The sequence below is a fragment of the Paenilisteria portnoyi genome (assembly GCF_014322795.1).
GTDB classification, from domain to species: domain Bacteria; phylum Bacillota; class Bacilli; order Lactobacillales; family Listeriaceae; genus Listeria_A; species Listeria_A portnoyi.
Genome location: NZ_JAASTT010000001.1, coordinates 226,441 through 252,394 on the forward strand (window position 1 = coordinate 226,441; position 25,954 = coordinate 252,394).

The 25,954-nt window shown below is 37.9% G+C and carries 33 protein-coding genes; 14 read left to right on the forward strand and 19 right to left on the reverse strand.

What is annotated here, in order from left to right; all coding sequences use genetic code 11:
* Window positions 1–2: 2 nt before the first annotated feature.
* The 8 genes from HCJ66_RS01180 to HCJ66_RS01215 all read right to left on the reverse strand — a co-directional run bounded on the left by HCJ66_RS01180 (window position 3) and on the right by HCJ66_RS01215 (window position 4,382).
* Window positions 3–1,949, reverse strand: coding sequence for an AAA family ATPase (locus tag HCJ66_RS01180; protein ID WP_187131502.1), 1,947 nt, complete (start codon window positions 1,947–1,949; stop codon window positions 3–5).
* Entirely contained in the window at window positions 1,946–2,167 is a 222-nt protein-coding gene (locus HCJ66_RS01185) for a hypothetical protein (RefSeq protein WP_187131503.1), read from the reverse strand. Before HCJ66_RS01185 ends, HCJ66_RS01180 begins: the two co-directional genes overlap by 4 nt.
* An 86-nt stretch (window positions 2,168–2,253) precedes the next feature.
* Complete coding sequence (locus HCJ66_RS01190; RefSeq protein ID WP_187131504.1) at window positions 2,254–2,541, reverse strand: hypothetical protein; 288 nt, start codon at window positions 2,539–2,541, stop codon at window positions 2,254–2,256.
* Window positions 2,542–2,665: 124 nt separating this feature from the next.
* Window positions 2,666–2,806, reverse strand: coding sequence for a hypothetical protein (locus HCJ66_RS01195; protein WP_187131505.1), 141 nt, complete (start codon window positions 2,804–2,806; stop codon window positions 2,666–2,668).
* On the reverse strand, window positions 2,806–3,003 hold the full coding sequence (locus HCJ66_RS01200) for a hypothetical protein (RefSeq protein ID WP_187131506.1): 198 nt from the start codon (window positions 3,001–3,003) through the stop codon (window positions 2,806–2,808). The genes HCJ66_RS01195 and HCJ66_RS01200 overlap by 1 nt, the downstream gene beginning before the upstream one ends.
* 19 nt (window positions 3,004–3,022) lie before the next feature.
* Window positions 3,023–3,547, reverse strand: a complete 525-nt coding sequence (locus HCJ66_RS01205; protein WP_187131507.1) for a hypothetical protein — start codon at window positions 3,545–3,547, stop codon at window positions 3,023–3,025.
* Window positions 3,548–3,793: 246 nt separating this feature from the next.
* Complete coding sequence (locus HCJ66_RS01210; RefSeq protein WP_187131508.1) at window positions 3,794–4,105, reverse strand: DNA-binding protein; 312 nt, start codon at window positions 4,103–4,105, stop codon at window positions 3,794–3,796.
* A 64-nt stretch (window positions 4,106–4,169) separates the two neighbouring features.
* Window positions 4,170–4,382, reverse strand: coding sequence for a helix-turn-helix transcriptional regulator (locus tag HCJ66_RS01215; RefSeq protein ID WP_187131509.1), 213 nt, complete (start codon window positions 4,380–4,382; stop codon window positions 4,170–4,172).
* A gap of 163 nt (window positions 4,383–4,545) precedes the next feature.
* Here HCJ66_RS01215 and HCJ66_RS01220 point away from each other — a divergent pair, with 163 nt between their 5' ends.
* Entirely contained in the window at window positions 4,546–4,911 is a 366-nt protein-coding gene (locus HCJ66_RS01220; protein WP_187131510.1) for a helix-turn-helix domain-containing protein, read from the forward strand.
* 44 nt (window positions 4,912–4,955) lie between these two features.
* Here the strand turns inward: HCJ66_RS01220 and HCJ66_RS01225 are convergent, their stop codons facing one another.
* The gene (locus HCJ66_RS01225; RefSeq protein WP_187131511.1) at window positions 4,956–5,156 is read right to left on the reverse strand and encodes a hypothetical protein; all 201 of its coding nucleotides are present in this window, start codon (window positions 5,154–5,156) and stop codon (window positions 4,956–4,958) included.
* A gap of 313 nt (window positions 5,157–5,469) precedes the next feature.
* Here HCJ66_RS01225 and HCJ66_RS01230 point away from each other — a divergent pair, with 313 nt between their 5' ends.
* From HCJ66_RS01230 to HCJ66_RS01275, 10 genes are all read left to right on the forward strand, one after another.
* Window positions 5,470–6,339, forward strand: a complete 870-nt coding sequence (locus HCJ66_RS01230; RefSeq protein ID WP_187131512.1) for a helix-turn-helix domain-containing protein — start codon at window positions 5,470–5,472, stop codon at window positions 6,337–6,339.
* Between the two features lie 30 nt (window positions 6,340–6,369).
* Window positions 6,370–7,494 (forward strand): hypothetical protein, encoded by a 1,125-nt coding sequence (locus tag HCJ66_RS01235; RefSeq protein ID WP_187131513.1) that lies wholly within the window; start codon window positions 6,370–6,372, stop codon window positions 7,492–7,494.
* A gap of 226 nt (window positions 7,495–7,720) precedes the next feature.
* Window positions 7,721–9,253 carry a recombinase family protein gene (locus HCJ66_RS01240; RefSeq protein WP_187131514.1) on the forward strand — a complete coding sequence of 511 codons (1,533 nt, stop codon included), beginning with the start codon at window positions 7,721–7,723 and terminating at the stop codon, window positions 9,251–9,253.
* 215 nt (window positions 9,254–9,468) lie between these two features.
* Window positions 9,469–9,738 carry a competence type IV pilus major pilin ComGC gene (comGC, locus tag HCJ66_RS01245; RefSeq protein WP_187131515.1) on the forward strand — a complete coding sequence of 90 codons (270 nt, stop codon included), beginning with the start codon at window positions 9,469–9,471 and terminating at the stop codon, window positions 9,736–9,738.
* Window positions 9,735–10,160, forward strand: coding sequence for a competence type IV pilus minor pilin ComGD (comGD, locus tag HCJ66_RS01250; RefSeq protein ID WP_187131516.1), 426 nt, complete (start codon window positions 9,735–9,737; stop codon window positions 10,158–10,160). The genes comGC and comGD overlap by 4 nt, the downstream gene beginning before the upstream one ends.
* Window positions 10,150–10,449, forward strand: coding sequence for a competence type IV pilus minor pilin ComGE (gene comGE, locus HCJ66_RS01255; protein WP_187131517.1), 300 nt, complete (start codon window positions 10,150–10,152; stop codon window positions 10,447–10,449). The genes comGD and comGE overlap by 11 nt, the downstream gene beginning before the upstream one ends.
* Window positions 10,415–10,870, forward strand: a complete 456-nt coding sequence (gene comGF, locus HCJ66_RS01260) for a competence type IV pilus minor pilin ComGF (protein WP_187131518.1) — start codon at window positions 10,415–10,417, stop codon at window positions 10,868–10,870. The genes comGE and comGF overlap by 35 nt, the downstream gene beginning before the upstream one ends.
* A 387-nt stretch (window positions 10,871–11,257) precedes the next feature.
* Window positions 11,258–11,773 (forward strand): shikimate kinase, encoded by a 516-nt coding sequence (locus HCJ66_RS01265; protein WP_187131519.1) that lies wholly within the window; start codon window positions 11,258–11,260, stop codon window positions 11,771–11,773.
* Window positions 11,770–12,708: an ABC transporter ATP-binding protein gene (locus tag HCJ66_RS01270; RefSeq protein WP_187131520.1), complete on the forward strand. Its 939-nt coding sequence runs from the start codon at window positions 11,770–11,772 to the stop codon at window positions 12,706–12,708. Before HCJ66_RS01265 ends, HCJ66_RS01270 begins: the two co-directional genes overlap by 4 nt.
* Complete coding sequence (locus HCJ66_RS01275; protein WP_187131521.1) at window positions 12,705–13,526, forward strand: ABC transporter permease; 822 nt, start codon at window positions 12,705–12,707, stop codon at window positions 13,524–13,526. The genes HCJ66_RS01270 and HCJ66_RS01275 overlap by 4 nt, the downstream gene beginning before the upstream one ends.
* A 63-nt stretch (window positions 13,527–13,589) precedes the next feature.
* Here HCJ66_RS01275 and HCJ66_RS01280 read toward each other — a convergent pair whose 3' ends face one another.
* The 6 genes from HCJ66_RS01280 to rpmG all read right to left on the reverse strand — a co-directional run bounded on the left by HCJ66_RS01280 (window position 13,590) and on the right by rpmG (window position 18,451).
* Window positions 13,590–14,690, reverse strand: coding sequence for a YqgU-like beta propeller domain-containing protein (locus HCJ66_RS01280; protein ID WP_187131522.1), 1,101 nt, complete (start codon window positions 14,688–14,690; stop codon window positions 13,590–13,592).
* 142 nt (window positions 14,691–14,832) lie between these two features.
* Window positions 14,833–15,804 carry an ROK family glucokinase gene (locus tag HCJ66_RS01285; RefSeq protein ID WP_187131523.1) on the reverse strand — a complete coding sequence of 324 codons (972 nt, stop codon included), beginning with the start codon at window positions 15,802–15,804 and terminating at the stop codon, window positions 14,833–14,835.
* A gap of 13 nt (window positions 15,805–15,817) precedes the next feature.
* Window positions 15,818–16,030, reverse strand: a complete 213-nt coding sequence (locus HCJ66_RS01290; protein ID WP_187131524.1) for a YqgQ family protein — start codon at window positions 16,028–16,030, stop codon at window positions 15,818–15,820.
* An 11-nt stretch (window positions 16,031–16,041) separates the two neighbouring features.
* Complete coding sequence (locus HCJ66_RS01295) at window positions 16,042–17,589, reverse strand: rhomboid family intramembrane serine protease (RefSeq protein ID WP_187131525.1); 1,548 nt, start codon at window positions 17,587–17,589, stop codon at window positions 16,042–16,044.
* A 94-nt stretch (window positions 17,590–17,683) separates the two neighbouring features.
* Window positions 17,684–18,238 carry a 5-formyltetrahydrofolate cyclo-ligase gene (locus tag HCJ66_RS01300; RefSeq protein WP_187131526.1) on the reverse strand — a complete coding sequence of 185 codons (555 nt, stop codon included), beginning with the start codon at window positions 18,236–18,238 and terminating at the stop codon, window positions 17,684–17,686.
* Between the two features lie 63 nt (window positions 18,239–18,301).
* Window positions 18,302–18,451, reverse strand: coding sequence for a 50S ribosomal protein L33 (gene rpmG, locus HCJ66_RS01305; protein ID WP_003719608.1), 150 nt, complete (start codon window positions 18,449–18,451; stop codon window positions 18,302–18,304).
* Between the two features lie 198 nt (window positions 18,452–18,649).
* Between rpmG and HCJ66_RS01310 the strand changes: the two genes are divergently transcribed.
* The 3 genes from HCJ66_RS01310 (at window position 18,650) to rsgA (ending at window position 20,794) form a co-directional block, all read left to right on the forward strand.
* On the forward strand, window positions 18,650–19,003 hold the full coding sequence (locus HCJ66_RS01310; protein ID WP_187131527.1) for a hypothetical protein: 354 nt from the start codon (window positions 18,650–18,652) through the stop codon (window positions 19,001–19,003).
* Between the two features lie 32 nt (window positions 19,004–19,035).
* Complete coding sequence (locus HCJ66_RS01315; RefSeq protein ID WP_187131528.1) at window positions 19,036–19,530, forward strand: MltG/YceG/YrrL family protein; 495 nt, start codon at window positions 19,036–19,038, stop codon at window positions 19,528–19,530.
* A gap of 202 nt (window positions 19,531–19,732) precedes the next feature.
* Complete coding sequence (gene rsgA / locus HCJ66_RS01320; protein ID WP_187131529.1) at window positions 19,733–20,794, forward strand: ribosome small subunit-dependent GTPase A; 1,062 nt, start codon at window positions 19,733–19,735, stop codon at window positions 20,792–20,794.
* 86 nt (window positions 20,795–20,880) lie between these two features.
* On the opposite strand, the gene pnp is transcribed toward rsgA, so the two are convergent.
* The 4 genes from pnp to truB all read right to left on the reverse strand — a co-directional run bounded on the left by pnp (window position 20,881) and on the right by truB (window position 25,908).
* The gene (pnp, locus tag HCJ66_RS01325) at window positions 20,881–23,052 is read right to left on the reverse strand and encodes a polyribonucleotide nucleotidyltransferase (protein ID WP_187131530.1); all 2,172 of its coding nucleotides are present in this window, start codon (window positions 23,050–23,052) and stop codon (window positions 20,881–20,883) included.
* Window positions 23,053–23,466: 414 nt separating this feature from the next.
* Window positions 23,467–23,736 carry a 30S ribosomal protein S15 gene (gene rpsO, locus HCJ66_RS01330; protein ID WP_036062005.1) on the reverse strand — a complete coding sequence of 90 codons (270 nt, stop codon included), beginning with the start codon at window positions 23,734–23,736 and terminating at the stop codon, window positions 23,467–23,469.
* A gap of 142 nt (window positions 23,737–23,878) precedes the next feature.
* The gene (locus tag HCJ66_RS01335) at window positions 23,879–24,805 is read right to left on the reverse strand and encodes a bifunctional riboflavin kinase/FAD synthetase (RefSeq protein ID WP_187131531.1); all 927 of its coding nucleotides are present in this window, start codon (window positions 24,803–24,805) and stop codon (window positions 23,879–23,881) included.
* A 179-nt stretch (window positions 24,806–24,984) separates the two neighbouring features.
* The gene (gene truB / locus HCJ66_RS01340) at window positions 24,985–25,908 is read right to left on the reverse strand and encodes a tRNA pseudouridine(55) synthase TruB (RefSeq protein ID WP_187131532.1); all 924 of its coding nucleotides are present in this window, start codon (window positions 25,906–25,908) and stop codon (window positions 24,985–24,987) included.
* Between the last annotated feature and the right edge of the window lie 46 nt (window positions 25,909–25,954).

Below are 25,954 nucleotides of genomic sequence, written 5' to 3' on the forward strand. Positions count from 1 at the left end.
GTTTATGCCTCCTCAACACGAAGTCCTGGTTCATTTCTTGCAAAAAGCCGTATCGTTTGGCAATCAGTATCAAACGGCTCTGTCACAGACTCCGAGTTATCAAGGAATACTGGAGCATTGACGCCGTAAAATTCTGAGAGTGTTGCGATAATATCGAGACCAAAAATGGTTTTCTTACCGGTATTCATGCTGACGTTGAATAGTACACCGTCGTTATCAATCGTTTCACAGATTTCCTTAATGCCAGTGTTGATTTGTGTGTCAAAAAGCTTAAATCGAGCTAGTTTAAACTTAGAATTAATTTTCTCCGTTAGCATAGATACCTTAGTTCGAATGAATTCCTCCGTCATGAAGTCTACTTTTTCGAGTTCGGCATACTGCTGCTTATATTTCTTTTCATCAGCCCGTAGCTCCTCAATTCGAGCGTCTGCGCTAATAGCTAGTTCAAATTGCATCAGATCACGCTGACACTTCTGAATTTCTTCTGAAATTTTGTTGATTTCAGCTTGAATCTCTGCCTCACGGCCAGTTGTACTATGATTATCTGATTCAATCTGCTTTTCTATGACAGCAACTTCTTTTTGGAGATTCTGGTACTCAGCGTTATCAGTTATATTTGCCTGTCTGGCCTTGATTTTTTCCAGTTCGCTTTCAAGGCTAATCAGTAGTGCGCTTGCGTTTAAGAGTTCTTCCTCGTGTTCCAGCAATTCTTGATTTTTTGATTTTATATTCTTAGCAATGATGTCTAAGTCATTAGTCAGTCGCTTACCTTCTTCCATCAGCTTCTCAGAACGCTCAGCTTTTTCTTGATTAAATTTTGCAATGAGCTCTTCCTTTTGCACTTCTGGAAAACTTTGATTACAGGTTGGACAGGTCAATCTGTGTTCATCAAATGTTTGCTCAACGGACGCATAATATTCTTGGATCTTTTCTTCTTTTTGTTTTTCCAATTTTTCATGTTGCTCCTGATCGATTTTCAACTGCGATTTAGCCATGTCTACGATGTTTGATACCGAAGAAACAGCGATTTTCTGTTGAGACACTTCATTTTGCTTTTCTGAAATCAATTCATAATTGATACTACGATTCTGATTGGTTAACTCCATTAATTGGTTTTCTATTGTCAATTTTTTATTTCGTAGTTCACTTATAAAGCCACCATTTCGCACATCAGCTAGTTGGGACTCTTTTTTATTTTTTTCTTGAGTTAGAAACGCAATCTCACTGGAGATATCTTGTTTGTTCAGGCTTGATAAATCAGGTTTTCCCATTTCTACCTCATCGATTCGACCTGGTAATTGTTTCAGGTTGTCATTTATTTTCGTTTTCTGTGCGCTAATCTGTTTACGCTTTTCCTCAACAGAGTGACTACCCAAAATATCTAGTAAACCTGCCAGTTTCGCATTTGAATCAACAACATCGATATCGTCCACATCACCTGCGATATCGAGTAAAATTTGACGACGTTCCTGCCACTTCAAACTTTCGTTGAAATACAAAGGGTTTGTGAGCATTTTAAAGGTCGTTTCATCAATAATCGATGCTACTTTGTCTACAAAATCCTTTTTGCGTGATGTTGGGACCTCATTTATTTCGTATGATGTCTCATGACCGTCAAACTTTTGATCCGTGGTTCCTCTCTTCATCGTGTACTTCTCCGTATATATTTTCTTTAAACGAAGCTCCTCACCGTTAATACTGAGCAAAGCCATGACTGAGTGCTCCAATCCGTGCAGTTCTTCCTCGTTCTCGATAGTTTTAATTCCCGCATCTTTCTTGTTTTTACTATCTTTATCGAATAGTAACCAAGTAAAACCATCAAAAACACTTGTTTTACCCGTTCCATTTTTACCAAAAACATCAACATTGTTACCATTTGTCACTAGTTTAAAATCGCGTACACCTTTAAAATTTTTCAATTCCAATTCCAATAATTTGATATTTTTCATCGTTGGACCTCCACTTCATATTCTGAAAGATCATTTATTATTTTATTTATCTCTTCCAGTCGCACTTTCCGTTCATCTAACTTGATTTGGAGAGATACTTTTAGCGATTCTCGTAATGATTTACTTTGTATTCTCCCTTCATACGAGGAAATTTTTTGTTCTTGAAGTTGCTTCGCCTCTAAGGCTAACGCCATGATTTCGTTATATTTAATGTTCATGAAAAATCCTCCATTGCAATTTATTAAAGGAATATGTATACTTGAGTTAAGGTTATGGAGTATACATTCCTTTTTGATGTGTATTTTCATTGAGATAGTCTGCTGGGGAGCAGGCTATTTTTGTGTGCTCTTTTTTGATATTCTTCCCACACCTCGTTGGTCCAAATGGCATCATCTTTATTATCGAATGAGATAAAATAGCTTACAATACCACTCTCGGTTGGTTGTTGCTCAAAAGTTATGCTTTTTAATACATAATCCTCGTTTACAAACTCTTTTTTGATTAACTGCTCTGCTTCAACTTCATTCATAGCAACTACTTGGACATGCAAGTCTAAATTTCCATTACTCATATTTCCAATAAATATTGCCATCAATATCGCCCCTGACTTAGCTTTTTGTATTCATTTTTTACAAGGCTGTAAATTTTAGGTATGCCGTTAACAGCCGAATAAATCGTATAAAACACGCACAACCCTATGATTGTTTGACTTAATGTCAGCATTCCCGCTCACTCTCCTCCACCATTTGATTGGCTTTGTGCTGTATAATCCCGAAAACAAGAGATACAATTAATGCTAAAAATAGCACCGCAACTATTCCAAAAAGTCCACAAACAATCATTACTGCTTTATCCATTAAGCAACAACACTCTCTTTCGTTAACGAATACAGTTCATCGTAGATGTCAGTAATCGTTTTTTTCTTTTCTCCCCATATTTGCATGTATTTAATGGCGTTTTCTTTATCTACATAGGTTAGTTCAGCTATCATTTTAGGGATGGCCATACGTTTTTTTACAATGCTTGCGTCGATTGGCAAATTTCCAGTTTCCATTTTCAACAGCTCCTCCCAGTTACATCCAATTCCAAATCTTCCACGTTGGGATGCGTTTTCGCAATAATTCCTTAACACTGAACTTGTAGGTTTCCGCTAGAGTGGCAAGTGTGTTAGCTGCCATGGCATAGGTATCTGTTATTTCTAACAACAATTGTTCAACTTTCTCTAGTTCTTGGACTGTTAGGCTCTCTGGTGGTTTGCTTAAAACAATGATCAGCTCCTTTTTAAAATGATCAACCTCATCTGTTTCGTGTTCCAAAATCGACAGCATGGATAGCTGATGCCGATCAATGCCATTTCCAGAGAACGCTGGTGGCGACTGTTGATCACTGAATGCATAAAGAGCTGACAAGACATACCTTGGATTTGTGAAACTTTTTAAACTCGCCTCAGCAATATCCTCTTGCATATCCCTGCTTCCAGTTGACATTCGGCTCACCATTTCCCTACTGACATTCATTTCTGCCGCAATTTCTTTCTGGGTAAAGCCCTCACTCTTCAATATATTGAGAGCTTCAACCGCGCGTGCTGATTTTTTCAATTGATACAACCTCCTGTTCTTAATTAGTATTAAAAAAATAAACCGTGGTTAGCGTAAGTATTGTCAAAGTATATATAGTGAACCACTTATTATTTGGACTTACTTTTTTAACCATCTTTATTGCAGCTATTCCAACTATAAAAACGAATGCTAGCAATATCAGCTTCATACCCATTGTCTCCACTCCTTTGTCCCAAATTATTTCGGCGTGTGCTACTTGCTTGATGTAGAATTGCTGTAATAGCATTAATTAGAATATCGCATCCCTCCTCTACTTGCTTTCTGTGCGATCCACTGGGTAACCAATTTTTTAGGATAACGTTTCTCCTCCCCTTGATACACAAATGGGAAAGTTGGATCATTCAAATAGTATTTATCAGCTGTGTTGGGACTACATTTAAGAATTCGCTTTGTTACTTGCGCTCTTGTGAGTAGCTCCTCATCCTCAGTCGCTTCTTTGATGCTTGCTAAAAGCTTGTATTTAAATTTTTCGAAACATTTTGTTGTGGTTTCTTGTATTTCTCGCTCAACTACCGTTTCGTTCAACAATCCAGCCATTATTTCATCCCTCCTTTGTCCCAAATAAATTCGGGGTGTGCTCTTTGTATGGTTTACTCATATATCATGTTTGAGAAACTTGTACATTAGAACCGAATAAAAATGTTACATCTTTATCTAGTAAAGAAGAAACTCTAATACCGGTATCTAAGTTAGGTTGGCTATACCCTGTCTCCCAATTTGAAACCGTTGAAGTCCCAACACCTAACAGGATAGCTAAATCCTGTTGAGTGTAGCCTTTTTCTTTTCGTGCATTTATCAGATTACAGTTTTTCATTTGTTAGTACACCTCCAATGTATGAATAACTTGTACTTACATTGTAATATACAATTATCTTGTATGTCAATATAAAAGTACAATTATTTTGTACTAAACTAGTATTATTTCTATAATGATGTACAATAATATTGTACTTAATCAATCAGAGGAGGCTCTTTTAATGATTGCAGAGCGTTTAAAGTTAGCCAGAAAGCGCCAAAAAATTACTCAAGAGAAACTTGCGGAATTGGCAAATACAACAAAAAGCACAATTAGTAATTACGAAAATTCTTATAGTTCTCCTTCAGCGGATATGATCCTTACCTTAGCTGAGGTTTTAAACACTACGACTGACTATCTGCTTGGTAGGACAGATCAGCCTGATATAGAGAATGCAGAGAAAAAATATAATTCTATAGATGAGATTGTTAAAGACAAGGATATGCATCAATGGCTGTTCGATTTAATAGAAAAAAATCCTGAAAGTCTGGAAAGAATAAAAAAACTTTCTGAGGTCTTACAAGAAGAGCATAAAAAAGAAAAATAAAAAACTATCTACACTTCTGTAGATAGTTGAATAATCAAATGCAATTAATAATGATACGATATAGCCATTCCTACAATCAATATTGTAATCTTTGGCATATCGTTTTCTGCTACACCCAAATTTTTCAAAGCCCGAATCATTTTTTCATTTTTGGGAGCTTCTTCGACTATTTGTAAATAAAGTTCCTTGTCCTTCTCAATATTCTCTAATATCACTGATAAAGCATCATCTCCAATGTTTATCATAAGCTCACCCCTGACTACCTCATCTGAAATTATTTGTTTTTCTCATTAGGCAAATGTTATAATCCGTTGTACGAAGTCTTTTCTTTTACAATCGGGTGGATTGGGGAGTTGACTTCGTTTTTTTATGCTTAAGTGTGAATATTGATAAACGCGGCAATAATCATCGTTATTGCTGGAAGCGCAATCATCTTGCTTCTGTAAAACATTTTATTCAGTTTTTTCATAATAGTTCACCTCCTCGCCTATATCTTATCAAAATTTGGCAGAAAGGTGTTGTTTCCTACCACATATAAATATTTTAAGGGGGTTTAGTATGAAAACCGTTGGAAAAACAATTAGACACATAAGGAAAATGAAAGGTATGAGGCAAAAAGATTTTACTAGCATAACCCAAGCAGGTATAGCTAATCTGGAATCCTCTAGAAGTAATATAACGTTGGATACTCTATTGAATATACTCGGAGAGTTTGAGATGTCCTTGCGTGAGTTTGTATACATTCAAAATGACTATAAACTATCACCTACAGATAATATCTTTTTTGATTTCACAAACACGAAAAATTCGATAGATCGTGAGCAGGGAAACCAGCTTTTGGAGCACATGATAGCCTATCTGGCAGAAAACCCAAATGACTTTATCGCATATTGCATGTATGTTATAGAAGACGTATATCTAAAGATAACTGAGCAAAATACCTACGATATTGATAGCCCTGCTGCAAAGAAGGTTTGGGAAACATTGAATCCACGTCCAGAATGGTCTTATCAAGAAGTTTTTATTATGTCAAAACTGTTCTTTATATTCCCAGTTGATATTGGACGAGAAATGGTAAAAAGAATTGAAGATAGGATGATATGTTACCTTGACTACTACAAAGATGTTCATTTCGATGCAACATTTTATATGAATGTTGGAAAATACTATATCCACAAAAATAGACTAGACTTAGCAAAAAATTATCTCGAAAAAACTATTCCTCTTTGTAGAAAATACGATAAAGTGCTAACTGAGAATGATGCCTATGCGCACTTAGCTATAATTGCTTATTTAGAAGGCAATAAAGAAGCAGAGTATGAAGTTTTAGACTGTATGGAGAAATATAAAAGTATGCGAAGACCAGAACATGCCAAGGACCTAGAAAGCGACTGGAACACATTTTTCAAAGAAAAAGTTTTAAACTAATATACAGAAAATAAAGGGAGAGAATGAAAAATGAACAACCAAACTGGAGTATACAAAAAATGGGGCTTCAAAATATTAGTTTTCGTGCTATTAGCATCACTCATATTACCAGGACAATTTGTCGCTGCGAAAAGTGAATCTTTAGAAGTCGCAGTAAAATCTAAAACAAAGGCGACTGATAACTATATACTTGTAAAAATAAACACGAACCTTCCCAAAAAGACTAAATTTACAATTACGATTACAGGTAAACATGACTTTGAAAAAACGAAAAATGTTAAAGCTGATAAAAATGGGAATTTCGAGAAGAAGTTTAAAAAACTTAAGGATGGAATATATGACGTCAATATTACTTCCGTAAAAACTAGTAAGCAAAAAAGAAAAGTTCGGAAAATATTTGGTGATGATGCTTCTAATCTAACTGGAGAATTTATCAAAGATAAAAAAGTTAGGTTTTCTGAATATGTTGTGGTCGGTGAAGAGTATCAAAAACAAGAAAAAGAAGCAAAGGAACTAATTAAAGTTGTAAAAGATAGTCCGACCCAGGAGAATTTTGGCTCTGCATTTTCAGCAGTAATCAATCTTCCCTTCGCTTTTCAAAAAGAGAAATACCAACAGCAGCTAATTGAAATTGAAAAATCATTACCAGCTGATAAGCAAACCGACTACAGCAAGCTCAAAACAAATGATGAATTTAGTGAAGCGCTCAAAAAATATAGCTCTAATGTTATAGATACCCAGCTACTCCAAAAAACGTTACGCATTAACATGGACGCTGACTCGTATTGGAATGAGAATCAAATTTTTAAATACTTCCCTGATGACACCTTTGCAATAATCAATCACTTGAAAAGCAACAAAAATATTGATGGCATAATATTTGTTGGCCAAGCGCATATGACTGATGATAATGGAAGCGAGAATTTACGAAATGTTATTATGTCCTACTTCACTTCCTCAACTATTGAAAACTTAGGGGACTCTTTCTCAGAATTAATAATGTCGGATCCGCAAAAATACTATTCTAAAGCAGATGGCTATCAAATTCATCCATCCGTTTATTCGAAACTGGATAGTGACGAACGTGGTACCCTACCTTTTATAAAACTTTCAGATAACAATACTTTTGATGACTTGACTTGGGAAATCAAGTAAGAACCTGCCCTTCGGGGCTTTTCTTTTATCTTCAAAACTTGAATCACTACACTGCTATAAAAGTGACAAATTTAATATTTATTAAACTAACAATATCGTTGAACAGCAAATGATAAAGCTGATATGTACCAAAAAAAAATTAATGATACTTCTATCAAAAATCGCACTATTATAAAGGATTCTCGCATAGAATAGGTATAACGTTAATAAAATGAGGGTGATTAAAATGAGAGTGGCCATCTATATCCGGGTTAGTACTAAAATGCAACAAGAAAAAGGTTATTCTTTAGAGGCGCAGAAAGTAGAATTGAATAGATATGCGCGCGAACAAGGTTGGAATGTTGTGAGAGAATTTCAAGACATTGACTCAGGTGCCAAACGAGATAAAGATGGGCTGAATGCCCTCCTTGATATCGTTGAAGATGGGTTAATTGAGGTTGTTCTTGTCATTGATCAAGATAGGCTTTCTAGGCTCGACACTATAAACTGGGAGTATTTAAAATCCACACTCAGAGAAAACAGTGTAAAAATAGCTGAACCACGGTCTGGTATTACTGATTTGGATAATGAAGATGATGAGTTTATCAGCGACATTAAAAACTTGATTGCTAGAAGAGAAAGAAAATCTATGACGCGTCGTATGATTCGCGGTAAAAAGCAACGCTTAAGAGAGCAAAGCGCTTATGGAAAACCACCTTTAGGCTATAAATACAAGAAGGATACCGATAAAAAAGAGTATGAAATTGATGATAAATGGGCGTGGGTGATACCTAAAATTGATTCCTGGTATATGAATGATAAGCTTGGAATGTCCATTATTGCTGAAAAACTAAATGAAATCTCCGTAACAAACACAGGAAACAGATGGCATGAAAACACGATTCAGCGCATAATTAATAGTACCAACTATCACGGTACCCGCCTTTACAAGTTTAGAGACGGCGAAGAAATTGAAGTTAAAGGCGTATTCCCCCCTCTTCGCACAGAAGAAGAGTACAGGGCCATACAAGCCGAAAAAACTAAAAGGCATTATCGCTACAAAGTAGATATAAGGCGTCCTAAATCAGCGCACATCATTCGTCGTGTCCATCTAACGTGTGGCGTATGTGGTAGGAAGCTGACTTTATACAATAAAACCTCCTCTGCACCGGCTTACTATATCAAACACAGTACAAAGAAATGGGCTCATGGTATTGACTGTAAAATGTCTGTCAATACTCGCCGATTTGAGCATCATTTAAAACGAATATTGAAGGAAGTTCTACAGTCAGAGGAACAAGCAAAAAAATATATCGACTTTGACGATAAAACAAGTCAAATCCCAATCATAGAAAAAGACATTACAAGGGCCACGTCATCCTTAAATGAAATCAGACAACGAAAAAGTAAAATGATTGATCTATATTTAGATGACTACTTTACAAAGGAAGTCCTCGATGAAAAGCAATTAGAGATAGATAGAGAAATTAAACAGATGGAAGAAATGATAGCTGCTAAACAAAAACAACTTAATTTAATTCAGCACAGTTCCTGGGATTATGAAATGCTGATGAACTATCTTGAAATAACCGAAGAACTTGAGGTTAATCTTGACGAGTTCCAAAAAGCACATATCTTCGGAGAGCTATTTCCCGAAGGAGTATTGTACGAAGATCGCTTAGTATTGAAATCTCAGTCCCTACCTTTTGAAATAACAGTCCCAGTTGAAAACAGAGAATTTATTTACAAGTATAGATATGAAAAACCACCCTACTCCTGATTTTCATCTCAGGAGTTTTTTAAATAGGTACTCCCACACATTGAATCAACGATATTTAAGTCGTTTGACAGAATTATCTTTCTTTTTAAAGTGAGTATCATTATTCCTTCTAAGATATGGCTACGATTGTAATTTCTCGTTGAAATAGATTCATACAACTAGCATTTCAGCAAAGGCAACGTTTTCCAAATAGGTACTTAAACACAGTTATTGAAATGTTGATTGTTCTGCTTGTGGTTAGTGTACTACTTTTACTCACTATCCCAAATATCGTCAAGCAGAGTAAATCCATTAACGACAAGGGGTGTGACGCGTTTATTACGATGGTTCAAGGACAGACACAAGCATATCAACTAGAAAATAACAAAGTACCTTCTTTACAAGACCTTTTAAGCGGCGGCTACCTAAAAGGCGAACAGAAAAAATGTCCAAATGGTAAGGATGTTTTGATTGATAGCAGCGGGAAAGTAACGGAAGCACCATGAAACAAGATGGCTTTACTTTAATAGAAATGCTGCTCGTACTCTCGATAAGTTTTATCATTCTAGGTATCAGTGTTCTTCCAGCTGGCAACTTGATGACTCATTTATTAGAAAAACAAAGTCTCGATCAGCTCGAAATAGATATCATGTATCTCCAGGCGGAAGCAATAACTACGAATCAAGAATCGATACTTCTTCTAAATGGTAATAACGATACCTATTCTGGCAAATCTTCTAAATTAGCATTATCAAGAAAATTAACTCCCACATTGCATTTTCAAGAGAAAAGCGAGCAATCCTTTCGCTTTTCTCCGCCTTTTGGAAATATCAGCAGATTTAAAACCATTATTATTCAAGGTCAGAACAAAAAATATGCGCTTATTTTTCAAATTGGAAAAGGGAGGTTTCGTATTGATGAAATCTGATGGTTTTTCTCTATTAGAAAGTCTTTTTGCTCTTAGTTTACTTTCCCTGGTTGTTCTTTCCCTACTTCCAATAATGATGCAAATCAAACAAAATCTACACAAACAAAATCAATTGACAACGGTTCAACAATTACTCTCTGAGGAAAGTCAATTTCATCTAAACAGTCCGTTTTCATCAAGCTATGAAGTAACCATTAAAAATCAAGCATACCTAATAACTTACAATCAGGAGGCGAAGCAATTTTGCGCTACTTATGCTAAAGAAAATATTTGTTACGCTACTAAATAAGCATGGATTTACCTTAATTGAATCTCTATTCTCGCTTCTTATCGTCATTATTATCGCCTCTTTCATTCCACTTATTTTTCAAAGCTACGCATCTGTCTTAAAGGTAATGGACATTGATAAAAACTATGAGTGGCAACTCTTCACGAACCAAACAAAAAAAGAATTAAATACAGGAGCTAAGATAACTGTCACCGACCATAAGATAACCTTCATTGCTCAATCCAAATTAGTGACCTACGAAGCATATCAAAACCTAACTCGCCGTTCTGTTGATAATAAAGGGCATGAACCACTTTTAACAAATATAAAACAGGATAAATGGTCAAAAAAATCAGAGGAAGAAATATTGTATGAAGTCACTTTTGAAGATGGCACCCAGTTATCTGCCCGTTTTTATATCCAACCAGAAGGGAGTAAATAGTATGCATCAGAATGGCTTTACGTATATATTGTGTCTTTATGTTACGTTGATCGGCATTATTACGATGCTTGGGGCAACCAGTATCTATGTCTCTAAGTTGCATATGGAAAACCAACTACAAAATCATTATCTCGCGACTACGCTTACAAACCTATCGCTTCCTAATAATATTTCACGCATAAAAAGCGGGCAAAAAACCTTCACAGAAAAGCACAATAACGCTGTTTTATGGTATAATTGGGAAGATAGTACAGAAGACTACATCAGATATAATATCATAACAGAGCTTAGTAATGGCTATATACTGAAACAATCTGTATTTTGGGATATTAAACTACAGAAAATTCGTCTTCTACTAGATTAAACAGAAGCTGAAGGAGGACTTTCATGAAACAAATTGTTTTAACTGGATTTATGGGTGCTGGAAAATCAACAGTAGGTAAAATACTTGCTAGCAAACTAACACTACCTTTAGTTGATATCGATACGGAGATACAATTCGAACATCAGGCATCAATTACAGAAATTTTTGCAAATTTAGGCGAACCAGCATTTCGTAAATTAGAACATCAAATGCTGACAAGAACATTACTGCAAGAAGCCGTTATATCAACTGGAGGCGGTATTATTTTAGATAATGACAATCGGTTGAAGTTAGGAACAGCTGATTTTGTCGTTTATTTAAAGACCAGTCCTGATACGTTTCTTTCTCGATTAAAAGGCGACACGACACGCCCTCTCATTCAAGAAAAGAGTAAAGATGAAATCATTGCTATTTTTGAGGCTCGGACAAACCTCTATGAGAGTGTCGCAGGTCTAATTGTAGAGACAGACAACCTAACGCCCGAAGAAATCGCAGATCAAATAAAACGAGATTTTCAAACAAGGAAGGAGCAATTATGACACAGCCTGTTTTAGAAATAAATCACTTAGTTAAGCGAATTGGAGCTAAACCGATTATAAAAGACATCTCATTTTCAGTGAACGAGGGTGAAATATTTGGACTCTTAGGTCCCAATGGCGCCGGAAAAACAACCATTATCAGAAGTATTGTCAAACTCATTAACAAGACTAGCGGAGAGGTTAAAATTTTAGGGAAAAACATAGATGACTCTTACACAGAAGCTATTCAACAAGTTGGAGCAATCGTAGAAAATCCAGAATTTTATCCGTATATGACAGGACTACAGAATCTCGAGACATTCGCTTCTATGTCGCGAAACAAAATCTCAAACGAACGCTTACATGAAATTATTCAACTCGTGCATTTAGACAAAGCAATTAATAATAAAGTAAAAACATACTCGCTTGGGATGAGACAAAGATTGGGCGTGGCGCAGGCGCTTATACACGAACCAAAACTATTAATTTTTGATGAACCTACAAATGGATTAGATCCAGAGGGAATGAAAGAATTTCGTTTGCAGATGAAAACATTAGCTAGTCAGGGTGTTAGTGTCCTAGTATCTTCTCACCTACTAACAGAAATGGAACAATTATGTGATCGATTCGCAATTATAGAACGCGGAGAGCTGACACATATTGCAGATATGAAACAAGAAATTCTGGCAGAAACGGAACAATTACAAACTTTCCATATGCACCTTGAGCCTCTTGAATTATCTAAAAAACTACTCACAAATTGGAATATCGACTACATACTAGCTGATAATGGAACATCGCATTTCTTTGTGAAAAGTAGTCCCTCCAACATCCCATTGCTTGTTAAGAATTTAGTAGCAGAAGATGTTTCGATTTTTGCAATAGAAGCACATACTAAAACATTAGAAGAGCGTTTCTTAGAAATTACAAAACAAAATGGGGGTAGCATGGAATGATGTCATTAATCGCGAATGAAACAAAGAAATTATCACTAAGGTTCAGCACATGGCTATATCCTCTTATTATTTTAGTTATCATTCTTGCTTTATCCGCAAGTTTTAAATCGTTTGTTCCAGACATTGATAATATCCAATTGATGTTATCTGTAAACAGCATCAGTACGTTTATGGTAGCCCTATTTTCTATTGTCGTGGCTAGCGCTGTTGTATCTTCTGAATTTAGTTATGGCACAATAAAGTTATTGTTGATTCGGCCATATCAACGTTGGCAGATTCTCCTTTCCAAATATATCGTTGTTCTTATGTATGCAGTCCTTTTAACTATATTTACGATTGCTATGTCTTATATTATTGGTGGGATTCTAACTTCTTTTGGAAGCCTGACACAAGATATTAGTGTAACTAATCCAACCTATTCAGAGAACGGAGATATTACAAATGTAGGACAAAATGCTCTAGATGCGATTGGTTCCCAACTAGGTTACTTCTCGATTCAACTCATTTTTTCTACTTCTATTGCATTTATGGTTTCTTCACTCTTAAGAAGTCAGGCTTTGGCTGTAGGGATTGGGCTATTCTTACTATTTATCAATAGTATTGCAGGTGGAATCACACTTATGTTGGTAGAACAATTCCAATGGTTCAAATACATCTTTATGGCTCCACTATACTATGTAAGCATGCAGGCAAATGGCCTTGGAATGGATGTAAAAGGTCTTTCACCAGGACTAGCTATTGGGGTTCTAAGTGTATACTATATTATTTTCATGGCTCTATCCTTCATTTTTTTCCAAAAGAGAGATGTGTCCGTTTAATGTCATAAACTAAAAAATGCCAGATAAAGAGCTATCTCATTACGATAGTACTTTTCTGGCATTTTAATACATCTTATCCTGATGTTGTATCAAATATGATATGTCTTTTGTTTCTAAATCAATTATTTGATCAAATAGGTAACCGTATAAACAGTATTTACCGTTTGGTGATGTAACAATAGGCTCGTTATTTATTAGTTCCAATATTGTTTCTTTCTTTTTCTCTGTAGGGTTCACTTTAACTAGCTTAAATTCTCCGCCATGGTCTTTTAACTTCTTACTTTCATACGGTTCAAATGTAAGGAATGACTCCTCTTCTACATTCAAATCATAGAATGGAAAGAATGTCCCCAACTCATCGTATACCCTAGGTGCTTCATATTGATAATAAGATTGAAAACCAAGCGTCCTAAAGTTATAGACCATAGATTTATCTTCTTTGCTCGGCTCCATTGTTAGTAATGTATTGGCGGACACAGCAAATTTATATACATCTGCGACAACCAGGTTTTTAATCGTCTTATCGCGAATATCTTCAAGATAGAGATCTCCTCTGTCTTTTTGTGGTGATAGTTTTTGGTTGAAAATAAATAAATTATCACTATACCACGAAACAAATGGTGAATCTGTATTCAATTGAACCAAATTACCAGATGAAATATCCAATTGAAATACTTGGTAATTCCAATCTGTGTCGAACGTTGTGAGGAACATCTTATTTTGATCATCTTGATTCCATGAAAACTCTATATTTTGCGGCTTCACTTGCTTCGTGCTCATCCGCGACCCGGCCATTGAAATAACATCTAAAGCTGCTTTATCTTTGCTTTCGGCAGAATAAATAAGGAAACAATCTCGGTTTGGGCTAATGATGACCTCTGAGATGACATGTGATGTTTCATATATTTGATGTTGCTTTCCGTTAAAAACATTGAGTCTTTCGAAGGTTACTTTTCCCTCTTTCCTCAGCTGCACTAGGACATTCTCATCATCTATCCAGCCCACAATCCGTTGAAATTCTTTAGGTCGAATGTTTAAAGTTTTAATTTCATTTGAAGTTGTTACCTTTTCTTTGCTGACAGGTGCCTGCTCATTTTGACAGCCGTAGGAAAGAAAGAAAAGTCCGAGGATTGTAATTATAAAACTTATGCGAAATTTATTCATCTCTTTCCCTCCATTTGCTAATATGTTACTACTATTTTACCCTGACATCAAGGAAGTGAAACAATCTTCCATTTATTAAAAAAAAGCTAGATGTCTACTAGCGTTACATTACTGCCAGTAGTACATCTAGCTAAATAAGCTATTATTCAGACGGTAAAGCTAACCATGCTGCACCCAATATCCCAGCGTCATTTCCAAGTGTTGCAATCGAAATCGATGTTGATTCTCGAACTGCTGGGAAAACCATACCTTCAAAATAATCTTGAATAGGATTCAAAAGTACATCACCAGCGGCCGAAACCCCGCCGCCAATGATTATTTTTTCCGGATTAAGCATATTACCGATATGGCTACATGCTAGACCGAGATAGAAACAAATGTGATCAACTACTTTTTGTGCTAGGGTATCATCCTCTGCTGCAAGGTCAAAAATCAACTTAGACGTTACGTCCTCACTTCCTTGCTGTATAGAATCTTTCAACTTAGAATCCGCTTCAAAAGACTTAGCTAAATCTTTTGCAACACGCACGATTCCTGTAGCAGAAGCAATGGTTTCTAGACAACCTTTCTTCCCACATGTACAGTCATAGGCTTCTTTACTAGTATCCACCGTGATATGACCAATTTCTCCGGCTGCGCCTTTAGCTCCATGAAGAATTTTTCCTTCTGCAAAAATACCTCCACCGACGCCCGTTCCTAATGTGACAAAGAAAACATTCGCCGAGCCTTCGCCCGCTCCTTGCCATCTTTCACCAACCGCTGCAATGTTAGCATCATTATCTAAATGAACATCTAAACCAGTAATATTTTTGAGATCAGTGGCTACATTTTGTTCTTTCGCCCAGTTTAGATTGTAGGCTCCTTTAACTGTGCCGGTTTCGTAGTTAATCGTGCCAGGCGTTCCCATTCCGATACCATAGAAAGTGTCATGATCTAAGTGTAAATCTGTTAATTTTTGATTGATACTGTCGCCGATGTTACGAACAATATGGGAGCCTTCATCTGAGATATCCGTTTCGACAGACCATTTTTCTTCAATTGTGCCATCGGTTGTTAGAATTGCAATTTTCGCAGTTGTGCCGCCAAGGTCAACGCCAATTAGTTTCTTTTCCATTTTCACATGTCTCCTAATCTACTACCTTATTTTTTGCTTTTTCTTTGTCTAGTTCTACTTTGAGAATCGATCTTGCGCGAGCATAGACTTCACGATCCAGCAATTTATGTTTAAACAGTTCGGTTAGCTCGTATTCCATCATTTCGATATCCCATTGTCGCTTACCAAGATAAACGATAATGCCGTATTTTTTCAGTAATTGAGCCACATCATAGACTGTTTTCATAACGATACCTCTTATCTTGTTTGAATTTTGCTCTCTAAATAGCCTTTATAACGAACGTACGTTTCTGCATCTTGCTGTTCAACCGCGATTGTGGCTTCTTTTAATGCTTGTTCCAAGTTCCCTTGCATTTCGTAGCTACGGGCCAATAAGAAATGGGCGTGGGGATTGAATGATTCTTGCGCGATGGCTTCTCTTGCAAAATCTGCTGCTTCCACTTCATTTTCTTGAATTGTTGCAATAACAGCCAAATTAGTATAAGTTAGCGCGTCGGCACTGCCTGAAACTTGAAGTTGATGCAAGATTTTTTGTGCTGTTTTGTAATCTGCATTTTGTATAAATGCCCCTGCTACGGCGTTGGCATTTTGTGGATCATACGGATGCTTTCCTTTGTCAAAACCAAACCACAGGAAAAATGCGGTCAGTAAAACAGCGGAAGCTCCATATAAAATTCGACGCCAATGGAAGTATTGATGAGGCATGGATAAAGCGCCAGCAATTAGAAAGCCGCCTACTAGTCCACCAATATGTCCTGCGAGATCAATGCCTTGGGAAAATAAATCAACTACTAAATTGACAACAACTAAACCGGCAATGCTGATTCCGAGTGATCTTGCATAGATATGGGGTTTTAATACAACTAGGTATAACAAGGCCCCAAAAATACCAAAGATAGCCGTACTTGCTCCTGCAGCCACATTAATGTTAAAAGCGAAACTTGCGACAACGCCAGTAATGCCAGATAGTACATAAATAAGCGCAAAACGCCACTTACCAAAGAGTTTCTCTGCCCTGGGCCCTACGATATACAGAACAACGGAGTTCATGAGTAAGTGTAGTAGTCCGATATGGATAAACATCGGTGTAATGAAGCGCCACCATTCTCCTGCAAATATGAGTGGATTGAACTTTGCGCCCCACCTAACAAGGTTAAACGTGTTAGTACTCGTACTTCCTGTGAATGTCATAATTAAAAATACAGCTATTTGAATCGCAAGCAAAACATACGTCACATATGGCTTTTCTTTGCGAGCTTGCACCTGTTCATCACTTACTTTTGTGGTGATATAGTTGATAACGACGCTACGCTCACTAGTGATGGTGCTCTCGTCTAGTTCAGTTGGAACTTGAAATGTCTCGGCAGGTATACCGAAATCTGTTTCTAGTTGCTTTAACTGCTCATCTGCGTTTTCTGCATCGATTAATATATTGTTCAGACTTACTTTCTCATTCTCTGATTGTAATGGTTTATCGAACCATTCTGAAGTGTCCCCAACTGGCTTAAAAGGCGTGATATACATATTGACTAGTGGCAGTTTCAAACGTCCCATCTGCTTGCGTAAATCTTCGCACACACGCATTACTTGCTCAATATCTCGCTCGACGACACTAGACCAACTGAGCTCCTTCATCTGAATTCGAATAACTGGTCGCTTCTTTTGGGCTGGATTATTTAGCCATAGTTCTTGTTTCTTTTCATGAAGATGGATGAGTCGATATCCTTCCTCAATTAGAAAATAACTAGTTAATCGCCAAAAAATATACTGTTCCTGGAGGCTCAAAAAATTCCCTGCTTTCTTTTAAAATCCAATTTATAAGTACTACTATACGCAAAAAAGCGAACATTGTAAATCAATCTCCGCCAATTTTTTGCTATTATTTCAGATTATTTTCAATCACTAGTTTTTGAACGGGTAAATCATGGGGTTCTGGCTTAAATGCAGTCGTTATTTGCTCAGTATAACATAGCGAAATAGTAGCTCCTTGATAGCCGTCTAAGTAACGATCGTAAAAACCAGCGCCAAAACCAATTCTATAGCCATCTGTACGGAATAAAACACCGGGAACAATTAATAAATCCACTTTTGTTTTTGGAACAACCGCAGCGCTCTCTAATGGTTCATAGAGACCCAATGCTTTTTTACAGAGTTCATCGCCATCTTCGTAGACTCGAAATTGCATCGCTTTGGTTTTATTATCGGTCTCTGGTATCGATACAATTTTTCCGTCTTGCCAAGCTTGTTTGATGATTGCTTGTGTTGCTATTTCTGGAAACCTCGCGATTGTAATCCCTATTTTCGTAGCGTTTTGCCACATTTTTTCTTGAAATAATTGTTCTGCGATAGCTTGTGAGCGTTTTTCATATGTAGCCTGATCCATTTTATTCAATTGTGTCAATATTTGTTCACGTAGGACTGCTTTGGTTGGCATTTCGTCTCCTCCTTAGCCAAGAATCTTTTCCATAAAAAAAGCAACAGGTGAAAATCCTGCTGCTTACTTAGTTTCGCGGTGCAAAGTGACACGGCGCAATCTTGGACAATATTTTTTTAGTTCAATACGTTCCGGGTTTTCACGTTTGTTTTTAGTAGTGATATAATTGCGATCGCCGCACTCAGTACATTCTAAAGTGATATTAACACGCATTCTATTTCCCTCCAAACTCTAATCAAACTGAATTATTTATCAGACCTGTATTATAATATCATTTTTAAGGGCTTTACGCAAGGATTCCTAAGCTTTTCTTTTTATTTTGTTTACAATCTTCATTTTTGACTATGTTTTTGGCGTAATTTATGCTATAAATAGAAGTAGAGTTTAGAGAAAAGAGGTGTTATTAACACAATGACTGTTCTAATCATAATTCTTCTTGCCTGTGCTGTCGTCCTGTTCTTGCTTTCATTTATGCAGAAGGGAAATAGTAAGCAGATAGAAAATGAGATGGAGGAAATCGCCTCTCAATTAATGCAAGAGAACTTCGAATTAAAAAAACGCGTGTCTACTCTAGAAAATACAATGAACGTCGATGCTGACACCGTCACTCCAGTTCGCACATCTAGCAAAAAACTCCGTGACTTAAGAAAAAAACAAATTATTACTTTGTATACTTCTGGTGTCACTATAGAGGAAATCGTTACGCAATCGGAACTTTCAGAAGAACAAGTAAATGAAATAATTGCTGAATACGTAGCTCATTAAATTGGAGATATCATAAGGGAGGAAATAATACAATGAAACAATCACTTCGCATGCTGGCGTTAGGATTTTTGATTTCAGCAGTGCTCTTGCTTGTCTTTGATACGTTCTTCTCATCAAGTGCACAAGCAGAGAAATCAGCGGACCCAAAAACAACGACAACAGCAGAAACAAAGGACAATTCAGGTTACAAAAAGAAATACGAGGATTTACTAGCGTCTCAAGAATTAGCAAAATCACAATCTGCAGAGGCTCAAAAAGCAGTAGCGGCTAAGAAAAAAGCCGAGGAAGAAAAAGCGAAACAAGCAGCAAATCAAGTCAAGAAATTCACGCTTGTTATCAAAAAAGGTGACCCTTCTTCTAAAGCAGGTAACGAATTACAATTTGCCGGTATCATTAAATCTGGTGCTGAATTCGATAAATTCTTACGTGCGAACAACTACGAGAAATATGTGCGCGACGGTAGCTATGCTGTCGATAGTAATATGACTGCCGATCAAATCGCAAAAATTATCACGCATAAAAATTAACAAAAACAGGAAAGCCGCTAGCATCGCTTTCCTGTTTTTTTGTTAGCTAAAGCGCTCTGGTTGTGTTATAATGAAGCGGTATTCCCATTATGAAAGGATGATGAATTATGGATATTGTAAAGTTTGCAAACACTAAAAACAATCACATTTTGGGAGCATTTGATTCGATTTAAAGCTCCCCTATTTTAAAGGAGCGAAAACATTGACTATTAATAAGTATGGATTTACAGATTTTTTTGAGGCGCAAACGTTGCAGGATGGACTTATTCCTGCGCGAGTGACGGCTGTTTTTAAAGATTTTTTCAAGGTTGTATCTGAGGATGGCGAGCATTTGGCTAAGTTGAAATATGTTGCTTTTATGGGCGCGATGAATACGGATTTGCCGGCGGTTGGTGATTTTGTAGCACTGGAAAGTCATCCGCAAGATACGTCTCTCATTCACGGTGTGCTGGACCGGAAGACGGTGTTTAAACGCAGTGACCCTGCTGGTGGTGAACAACTTGTGGCGGCGAATTTTGATTATGTTTTTATTGTGAGTTCATTAAATCATGATTTTAACATTAATCGGTTGGAGCGTTACTTGACGATTGCTTGGGATAGTGGTGCGAAGCCAGTTGTGATTTTAACGAAGGCGGATCTCAGTGAAAATACGGCGCAAATTGTGACGGAGATTGAACTTGTGGCTTATGGTGTTCCAATTTTCGCCGTAGATAATTTATCAAAAAGTGGTTTTGACGAGATTGAAGGCTCTTTGAACCCTGGCGAAACGATTGTGTTGCTAGGTTCCTCGGGTGTTGGGAAATCTTCTTTTATCAATGCCCTATCTGGAAAAACGTTGATGAAAACGAGCGGTATACGTGAGGATGATTCAAAAGGCAAACATACGACCACGCATCGTGAATTGCATTTGTTGCCAACCGGGTTGCTTGTAATTGATACGCCTGGAATGCGCGAACTGGGAATTGGTCAAGCAAGTGACGGACTTGGTGAAACATTCCAAGATATCGAGTTGCTAGCTAACGATTGCAAATTCCGAAATTGCCAGCATGGTAGCGAACCAGGTTGCGCCGTACAAGCCGCTTTAACGAATGGTAGCCTATCCGAGGTTCATTATGCCAATTGGATTAAATTAAAGCGAGAACTGGCTTATTTCGAGCGTAAAAACGATCCTGTGTTACAGCGTGCAGAGAAACAGAAATGGAAAGCGGTTCATAAGGCTCTGGAGACGCAATATAAGTCTAATTTAAAAGCGAGAAAAAAATAGTATAACAATCATCCTGCTGGAAACGGCGGGATTTTTTGTTGCGCAAAAAACCACCTACCAATTATTCTGGCAGGTGGTTTGGATGGTTATTTTTTATCATTGTTGTACGGTTTTTTGTAGCCTTCTTTACGCGGTGCGCGGTTTGGTTGTTCTGTATCGCCTTCTTTTTTCTCAATCAAAGCTTTACGAGATACATTTACGCGACCGTGATCATCAATTTCTGTAACTTTGACTTTCACGATGTCACCCATTTTCAGAATGTCTTCCACTTTACCAACGCGTTCGTGCGCTAGTTCAGAAATGTGAATCAAGCCATCTTTGCCTTTGAACAATTCAACAAAAGCTCCGAATTTCTCGATACGACGAACTTTACCATCGTAGATTTCGCCAACTTGTACTTCGCGGACGATTTCTTCAATCATAGCTTTCGCTTTTTCGATCATGGCGTCATCTTGAGAAGCGATGAAAACTGTACCATCTTGTTCGATATCAATTTTAACAGTCGTTTCGTCGATGATTTGGTTGATTTGTTTACCACCGGGTCCGATAACGTCTTTGATTTTGTCTGGCTTGATGTTGATCGTAACGATTTTAGGCGCATATTCTGACAAGGTTTCGCGAGGTGTGTTGATTGTCGCTTCTAGATGTTCTAAAATGTGCAGACGACCCGCTTTCGCTTGTGTTAAGGCTTCTTCTAAAATTTGACGACTAAGGCCATCGATTTTGATATCCATTTGTAAAGCAGTAATTCCGTCACGTGTTCCGGCTACTTTGAAGTCCATGTCGCCGAAGTGATCTTCCATCCCTTGAATATCGGAAAGAATCGTGTAGTCATCACCAAGTTTGACAAGACCCATCGCGATTCCGGCAACTGGTGCTTTAATTGGCACACCAGCATCCATCATCGCAAGTGTCGAACCGCAAATACTTGCTTGTGAGCTTGAACCGTTAGATTCTAATACTTCTGAAACAAGTCGAATCGTATACGGGAAATCCTCTTCACTTGGGATAACTTGTTGTAACGCGCGTTCTCCGAGTGCTCCGTGACCGATTTCACGACGGCCTGGTGCGCGACGAGGTCCTGTTTCCCCAACACTGAATTGCGGGAAGTTATAATGATGCATGAAGCGTTTCGAATCTTCTAGACCAAGGCCATCGATAATTTGGTGTTCGCGAAGTGGTGCTAATGTACATACGCTAAGTGCTTGCGTTTGTCCACGCGTGAATAGTCCGGAACCATGGACACGCGGTAAAATGCCAACCTCAGAAGATAGCGGACGAATTTCGTCTACTTTACGACCATCTGGACGGATTTTATCTTGTGAAATCAAGCGACGCATTTCATTTTTTTCAAGTAGCTCTAAAATATGCTTTACTTCTGGCAAAACTTCAGCTGCGTTTTCTAATTCTTTTGCTTCATATTCCGCAACAACCATTTCTTTCAACACGTTAATGTTTTCTTCACGCGCTAATTTTTCTTCGGTTTTAATAGCTACTTTCATATCTGCTTCTGCGCGAGCCGTTACTTCTGCAACAAGATCTGCATTTGGCACGAATAATTCGATTTCCATTTTTGCCTTACCAACTGCCGCAACAATTTCTTCTTGGAACGCGATCAAGCGTTTGATTTCTTCGTGACCGAACATGATAGCTTCTAACATCGCTTCCTCAGGTACTTCTTTTGCCCCTGCTTCTACCATGTTGATGGCTTCTTTTGTTCCAGCGACAGTCAAGCTAATATCGCTCAATTCCTGTTGCTCTATAGTCGGATTGATGATGTATTCACCGTTCACACGACCCACATCCACACCTGCAATCGGTCCTTCAAAAGGAATATCCGAGATGGAAAGCGAAATCGATGAACCGAGCATTGCGGCCATTTCTGGTGAGCAATCTTGATCCACGCTTAGAACTGTGGATGTGATTTGAACATCGTTACGATAACCTTCTGCAAAAAGCGGACGGATTGGACGGTCAATAAGACGCGCCGTTAATGTTGCGCGGTCACTTGGACGGCCTTCACGTTTTAGGAAACCACCGGGTACTTTACCAACGGCGTACATTTTTTCTTCATAGTTTACAGTCAATGGGAAAAAGTCACCAGGTCTTGGTTTACGTGATCCAACAGCTGCTGTTAAAACGACTGTATCGCCATAACGAATCAGCGCTGCGCCATTTGCTTGTTTTGCCATTTGACCAACTTCGATTGCTAGTTCCTTGCCTGCCCATGTGGATTTAAATACTTGTTTTTCAGTCATATTTCGATCTCCTTTTAGTTAGGAGCGTCCACTACCAAATAGAAACTTTACCATGCATAATTCTTCACGCACGCCTGAATTGAACATCAGACACGCATGAATCCAAAAACCTACCATAGCTCTCATCTACGTCGTTGAAGTCTGCGCGACGATGCGCTTCTACACAAAAGAGTTTCGCATAACTTCTCACATGGTCGAGGATACTACCCTCTCCCTGTTTTCAGTCAACATACCTTAGTATGCTCCGCGTCTGCGAGTTCATTGGTTTTAGTTAAACTTAATTCTTTTATGTAAAAATGGCACGTTTTTGGATTCATGCGATAAAGCTTCTTTCTACTTTCTTAGGTAGCGGGACACTTCTTGTTTATTTTTTTCAAAAAAAAACGGGACAAAAATATCCCGTTTTCCTTGTGTTTATCGACGTAAACCTAAACGTCCGATAAGTTCGCGGTAACGTGCAACATCTTTCTTACGTAGGTAAGTTAAAAGGTTACGACGATGACCGACCATTTTCATCAAACCACGATAAGAATGGTGATCCTTCTTGTGCTCGCGAACGTGTTCATTCAAACTGTTGATTTCTGCAGTAAGAACAGCGATTTGAACTTCTGGTGAACCAGTGTCCGTATCATGTACACGATATTCAGCGATAATTTCATTTTTACGCTCTTGTGTCAATGCCATTTCTTACACACCTCCTTCTTTTCTAATCCCCGCATACTGAGCCAAGCGTTGGTGACTCGCAAAAAGCCAAGTAAGGGTTCTATTTCGTACAGAGTTAAAGATACACTATTTTCGGTCAAAAAGCAAGAGATAGCCTAACTTTTTATGCGAAATAGGCTCTCGTATCTGCTTCGTCTTGCTTCAATTGTTCAATCAAGCCTTCTACACCATTAAATTTCAGCTCTGGTCGGAAATAATGGAACCATTCGATTTCAATTTCCTCGCCGTATATTTCTTGGTGAAAATCTAAAATATAGACTTCTATTGACATTGCTTGGTCGTCTTTGAAGGTAATATTATACCCAATGCTCGCCATGCCTAAATGTGTTTCGCCATTCACTTTAAACTTGACTGCATAAACGCCTAATTTAGGAATGAGGAAACCATCGTCAACCGCAATATTCGCTGTTGGAAAACCGATAGTACGACCACGTTTATCGCCATGGATAACGGTTCCAGTGAGTGTGTAGGAATAGCCAAGAAGCTGATTTGCTTCGTCTAGCTGGCCTTCTGAAATATATTTTCGAATGTTAGTGGAGCTCACTTTATCATGTAAATCTTCTAGTTTCTGAACAATCGTTACGTCAAATTGTCCATCCGCATAGTTCGTGAGATTCATCATTTTTCCAGCGCCTTGACGTCCGTAAGAATAATCGAAGCCTGCAACAACATGCTTCGCGTTTAGGCCGATAAGATAATTAGCAACGAAATCTTCTGGGCTCAAATTCGAAAATGCTGTCGTAAAACGAACGATGTATAAAATATCAACGCCAAGCGCAGCCATCTTACGTTTTTTCTCTTCTAGCGGTGTCAGATATTTAACCTGTTTTCGCATTTGGCTAAGAACAACGGATGGATGTGGATCAAAAGTTAGGACTGCTGTTTTTATTCCGCGTTTTTCAGCTTCTTTTTTAGCTGTGTTGATAACTTCTTGATGCCCACGGTGCAATCCGTCAAAAAAACCAAGCGCAATCACTTTTGGGTCGCGATTGATGTCCTCTGGTGGATGATGCAAAAAATACGTTTCCATGAAATCCCCTTCTCTTCGCAACTATGTTTTATTTTGCTAATTATTAAGTAAAACATAATGCGCAATCAATACGGAGTTACAAAAAGTCAGTTTGAGCATAGCGGAATTTACGTCTTACCCAATATGGGAAGGCGTTTTTTTATTTTGAAACTAATTCAAAAGACTTTGCATACCGTTTTTTAGTTTAATTTTCCTTCGCGTAGTTCGATTACTTTTTCTGGTTTCCAAAAATCGCGACGTTCTGGATGTTGTACATAGATAGCCGTTAATTTATTTTTATAAAGCAGAGCTACGCGTCCTTGGCTGCGTTCCTTGATGAACTGTTCTGGTAGTACAACCCCATTTAGTACCTTCTCATGAATCAACTCCGAAATATTTTGTTGCGCCATGTCGGATAAGCCGTCTTCTAGCGGATACAAGAAACTCGCCTCTTCTTTAGCTCGTAATGCTTCAATTTCGGATAGTGTAAAGCATTGTTCTTCTGTAAAAATACCGCTTTGAGTGCGTTTTAACTCCGACATATGTGCGGGATAGCCAAGTTTTTCGCCGATCATAACAGCCAATGTGCGGATATACGTTCCTTTGCCACATTTAATCCGTATGCGAAAGGTATTGTTATCCGGACTTATTGGTACGTAAGGCTTCAAGAGTTCGGTTGCATAAATATTCACCATGCGTTTTGGGCGCTCGACCTCCATACCTTCCCTTGCATATTCATACAGCTTGCGTCCATTGACCTTCACTGCAGAGTACATCGGTGGTATTTGTTCGATTTCACCAACAAAAGATTTCGCAGCCTTTTCGACATCGATCGGCAAAATGGTTTCCGTGATTTCTTTTTCGGCGACTACTTCTCCACTCGCGTCTTCGGTGGTCGTTGCACTACCTAGAGTAACGGTTGCTTCGTAAGTTTTTCCTTCATCCGTGATATATTCCGCGAGTTTTGTTGCGCGACCAATACAGATTGGCAAAACACCTTCGACATCTGGATCAAGCGTGCCTGTATGCCCGACTTTTTTTGTTTGGAGAATTTTGCGCAGTTTGAATACGCAGTCGTGACTAGTCATGCCTTTTTCTTTCCACAAGGGGATAATTCCGTCCATCTCGTAATCACTCCTTTTCCTACACAAAGAAGGATAGACGTCCGCA

Bases quoted from the DNA above. Each gene is read 5' to 3' on its own strand.
- comGF (WP_187131518.1), top strand. From the start codon at position 10,415: ATGCTAAAGAAAATATTTGTTACGCTACTAAATAAGCATGGATTTACC.
- HCJ66_RS01280 (WP_187131522.1), bottom strand. From the start codon at position 14,690: ATGAATAAATTTCGCATAAGTTTTATAATTACAATCCTCGGACTTTTC.
- rpmG (WP_003719608.1), bottom strand. From the start codon at position 18,451: ATGCGTGTTAATATCACTTTAGAATGTACTGAGTGCGGCGATCGCAAT.
- HCJ66_RS01225 (WP_187131511.1), bottom strand. From the start codon at position 5,156: ATGATAAACATTGGAGATGATGCTTTATCAGTGATATTAGAGAATATT.
- HCJ66_RS01230 (WP_187131512.1), top strand. From the start codon at position 5,470: ATGAAAACCGTTGGAAAAACAATTAGACACATAAGGAAAATGAAAGGT.
- HCJ66_RS01210 (WP_187131508.1), bottom strand. From the start codon at position 4,105: ATGGCTGGATTGTTGAACGAAACGGTAGTTGAGCGAGAAATACAAGAA.
- HCJ66_RS01190 (WP_187131504.1), bottom strand. From the start codon at position 2,541: ATGGCAATATTTATTGGAAATATGAGTAATGGAAATTTAGACTTGCAT.
- comGD (WP_187131516.1), top strand. From the start codon at position 9,735: ATGAAACAAGATGGCTTTACTTTAATAGAAATGCTGCTCGTACTCTCG.
- HCJ66_RS01200 (WP_187131506.1), bottom strand. From the start codon at position 3,003: ATGGAAACTGGAAATTTGCCAATCGACGCAAGCATTGTAAAAAAACGT.
- comGE (WP_187131517.1), top strand. From the start codon at position 10,150: ATGAAATCTGATGGTTTTTCTCTATTAGAAAGTCTTTTTGCTCTTAGT.
- HCJ66_RS01195 (WP_187131505.1), bottom strand. From the start codon at position 2,806: ATGGATAAAGCAGTAATGATTGTTTGTGGACTTTTTGGAATAGTTGCG.
- HCJ66_RS01180 (WP_187131502.1), bottom strand. From the start codon at position 1,949: ATGAAAAATATCAAATTATTGGAATTGGAATTGAAAAATTTTAAAGGT.
- HCJ66_RS01220 (WP_187131510.1), top strand. From the start codon at position 4,546: ATGATTGCAGAGCGTTTAAAGTTAGCCAGAAAGCGCCAAAAAATTACT.
- HCJ66_RS01275 (WP_187131521.1), top strand. From the start codon at position 12,705: ATGATGTCATTAATCGCGAATGAAACAAAGAAATTATCACTAAGGTTC.
- HCJ66_RS01215 (WP_187131509.1), bottom strand. From the start codon at position 4,382: ATGAAAAACTGTAATCTGATAAATGCACGAAAAGAAAAAGGCTACACT.
- HCJ66_RS01310 (WP_187131527.1), top strand. From the start codon at position 18,650: ATGACTGTTCTAATCATAATTCTTCTTGCCTGTGCTGTCGTCCTGTTC.
- HCJ66_RS01235 (WP_187131513.1), top strand. From the start codon at position 6,370: ATGAACAACCAAACTGGAGTATACAAAAAATGGGGCTTCAAAATATTA.
- HCJ66_RS01185 (WP_187131503.1), bottom strand. From the start codon at position 2,167: ATGAACATTAAATATAACGAAATCATGGCGTTAGCCTTAGAGGCGAAG.
- HCJ66_RS01290 (WP_187131524.1), bottom strand. From the start codon at position 16,030: ATGAAAACAGTCTATGATGTGGCTCAATTACTGAAAAAATACGGCATT.
- truB (WP_187131532.1), bottom strand. From the start codon at position 25,908: ATGGACGGAATTATCCCCTTGTGGAAAGAAAAAGGCATGACTAGTCAC.
- HCJ66_RS01300 (WP_187131526.1), bottom strand. From the start codon at position 18,238: ATGCCAACCAAAGCAGTCCTACGTGAACAAATATTGACACAATTGAAT.
- HCJ66_RS01265 (WP_187131519.1), top strand. From the start codon at position 11,258: ATGAAACAAATTGTTTTAACTGGATTTATGGGTGCTGGAAAATCAACA.
- HCJ66_RS01270 (WP_187131520.1), top strand. From the start codon at position 11,770: ATGACACAGCCTGTTTTAGAAATAAATCACTTAGTTAAGCGAATTGGA.
- HCJ66_RS01315 (WP_187131528.1), top strand. From the start codon at position 19,036: ATGAAACAATCACTTCGCATGCTGGCGTTAGGATTTTTGATTTCAGCA.
- pnp (WP_187131530.1), bottom strand. From the start codon at position 23,052: ATGACTGAAAAACAAGTATTTAAATCCACATGGGCAGGCAAGGAACTA.
- HCJ66_RS01285 (WP_187131523.1), bottom strand. From the start codon at position 15,804: ATGGAAAAGAAACTAATTGGCGTTGACCTTGGCGGCACAACTGCGAAA.
- HCJ66_RS01335 (WP_187131531.1), bottom strand. From the start codon at position 24,805: ATGGAAACGTATTTTTTGCATCATCCACCAGAGGACATCAATCGCGAC.
- rpsO (WP_036062005.1), bottom strand. From the start codon at position 23,736: ATGGCATTGACACAAGAGCGTAAAAATGAAATTATCGCTGAATATCGT.
- comGC (WP_187131515.1), top strand. From the start codon at position 9,469: ATGTTGATTGTTCTGCTTGTGGTTAGTGTACTACTTTTACTCACTATC.
- HCJ66_RS01240 (WP_187131514.1), top strand. From the start codon at position 7,721: ATGAGAGTGGCCATCTATATCCGGGTTAGTACTAAAATGCAACAAGAA.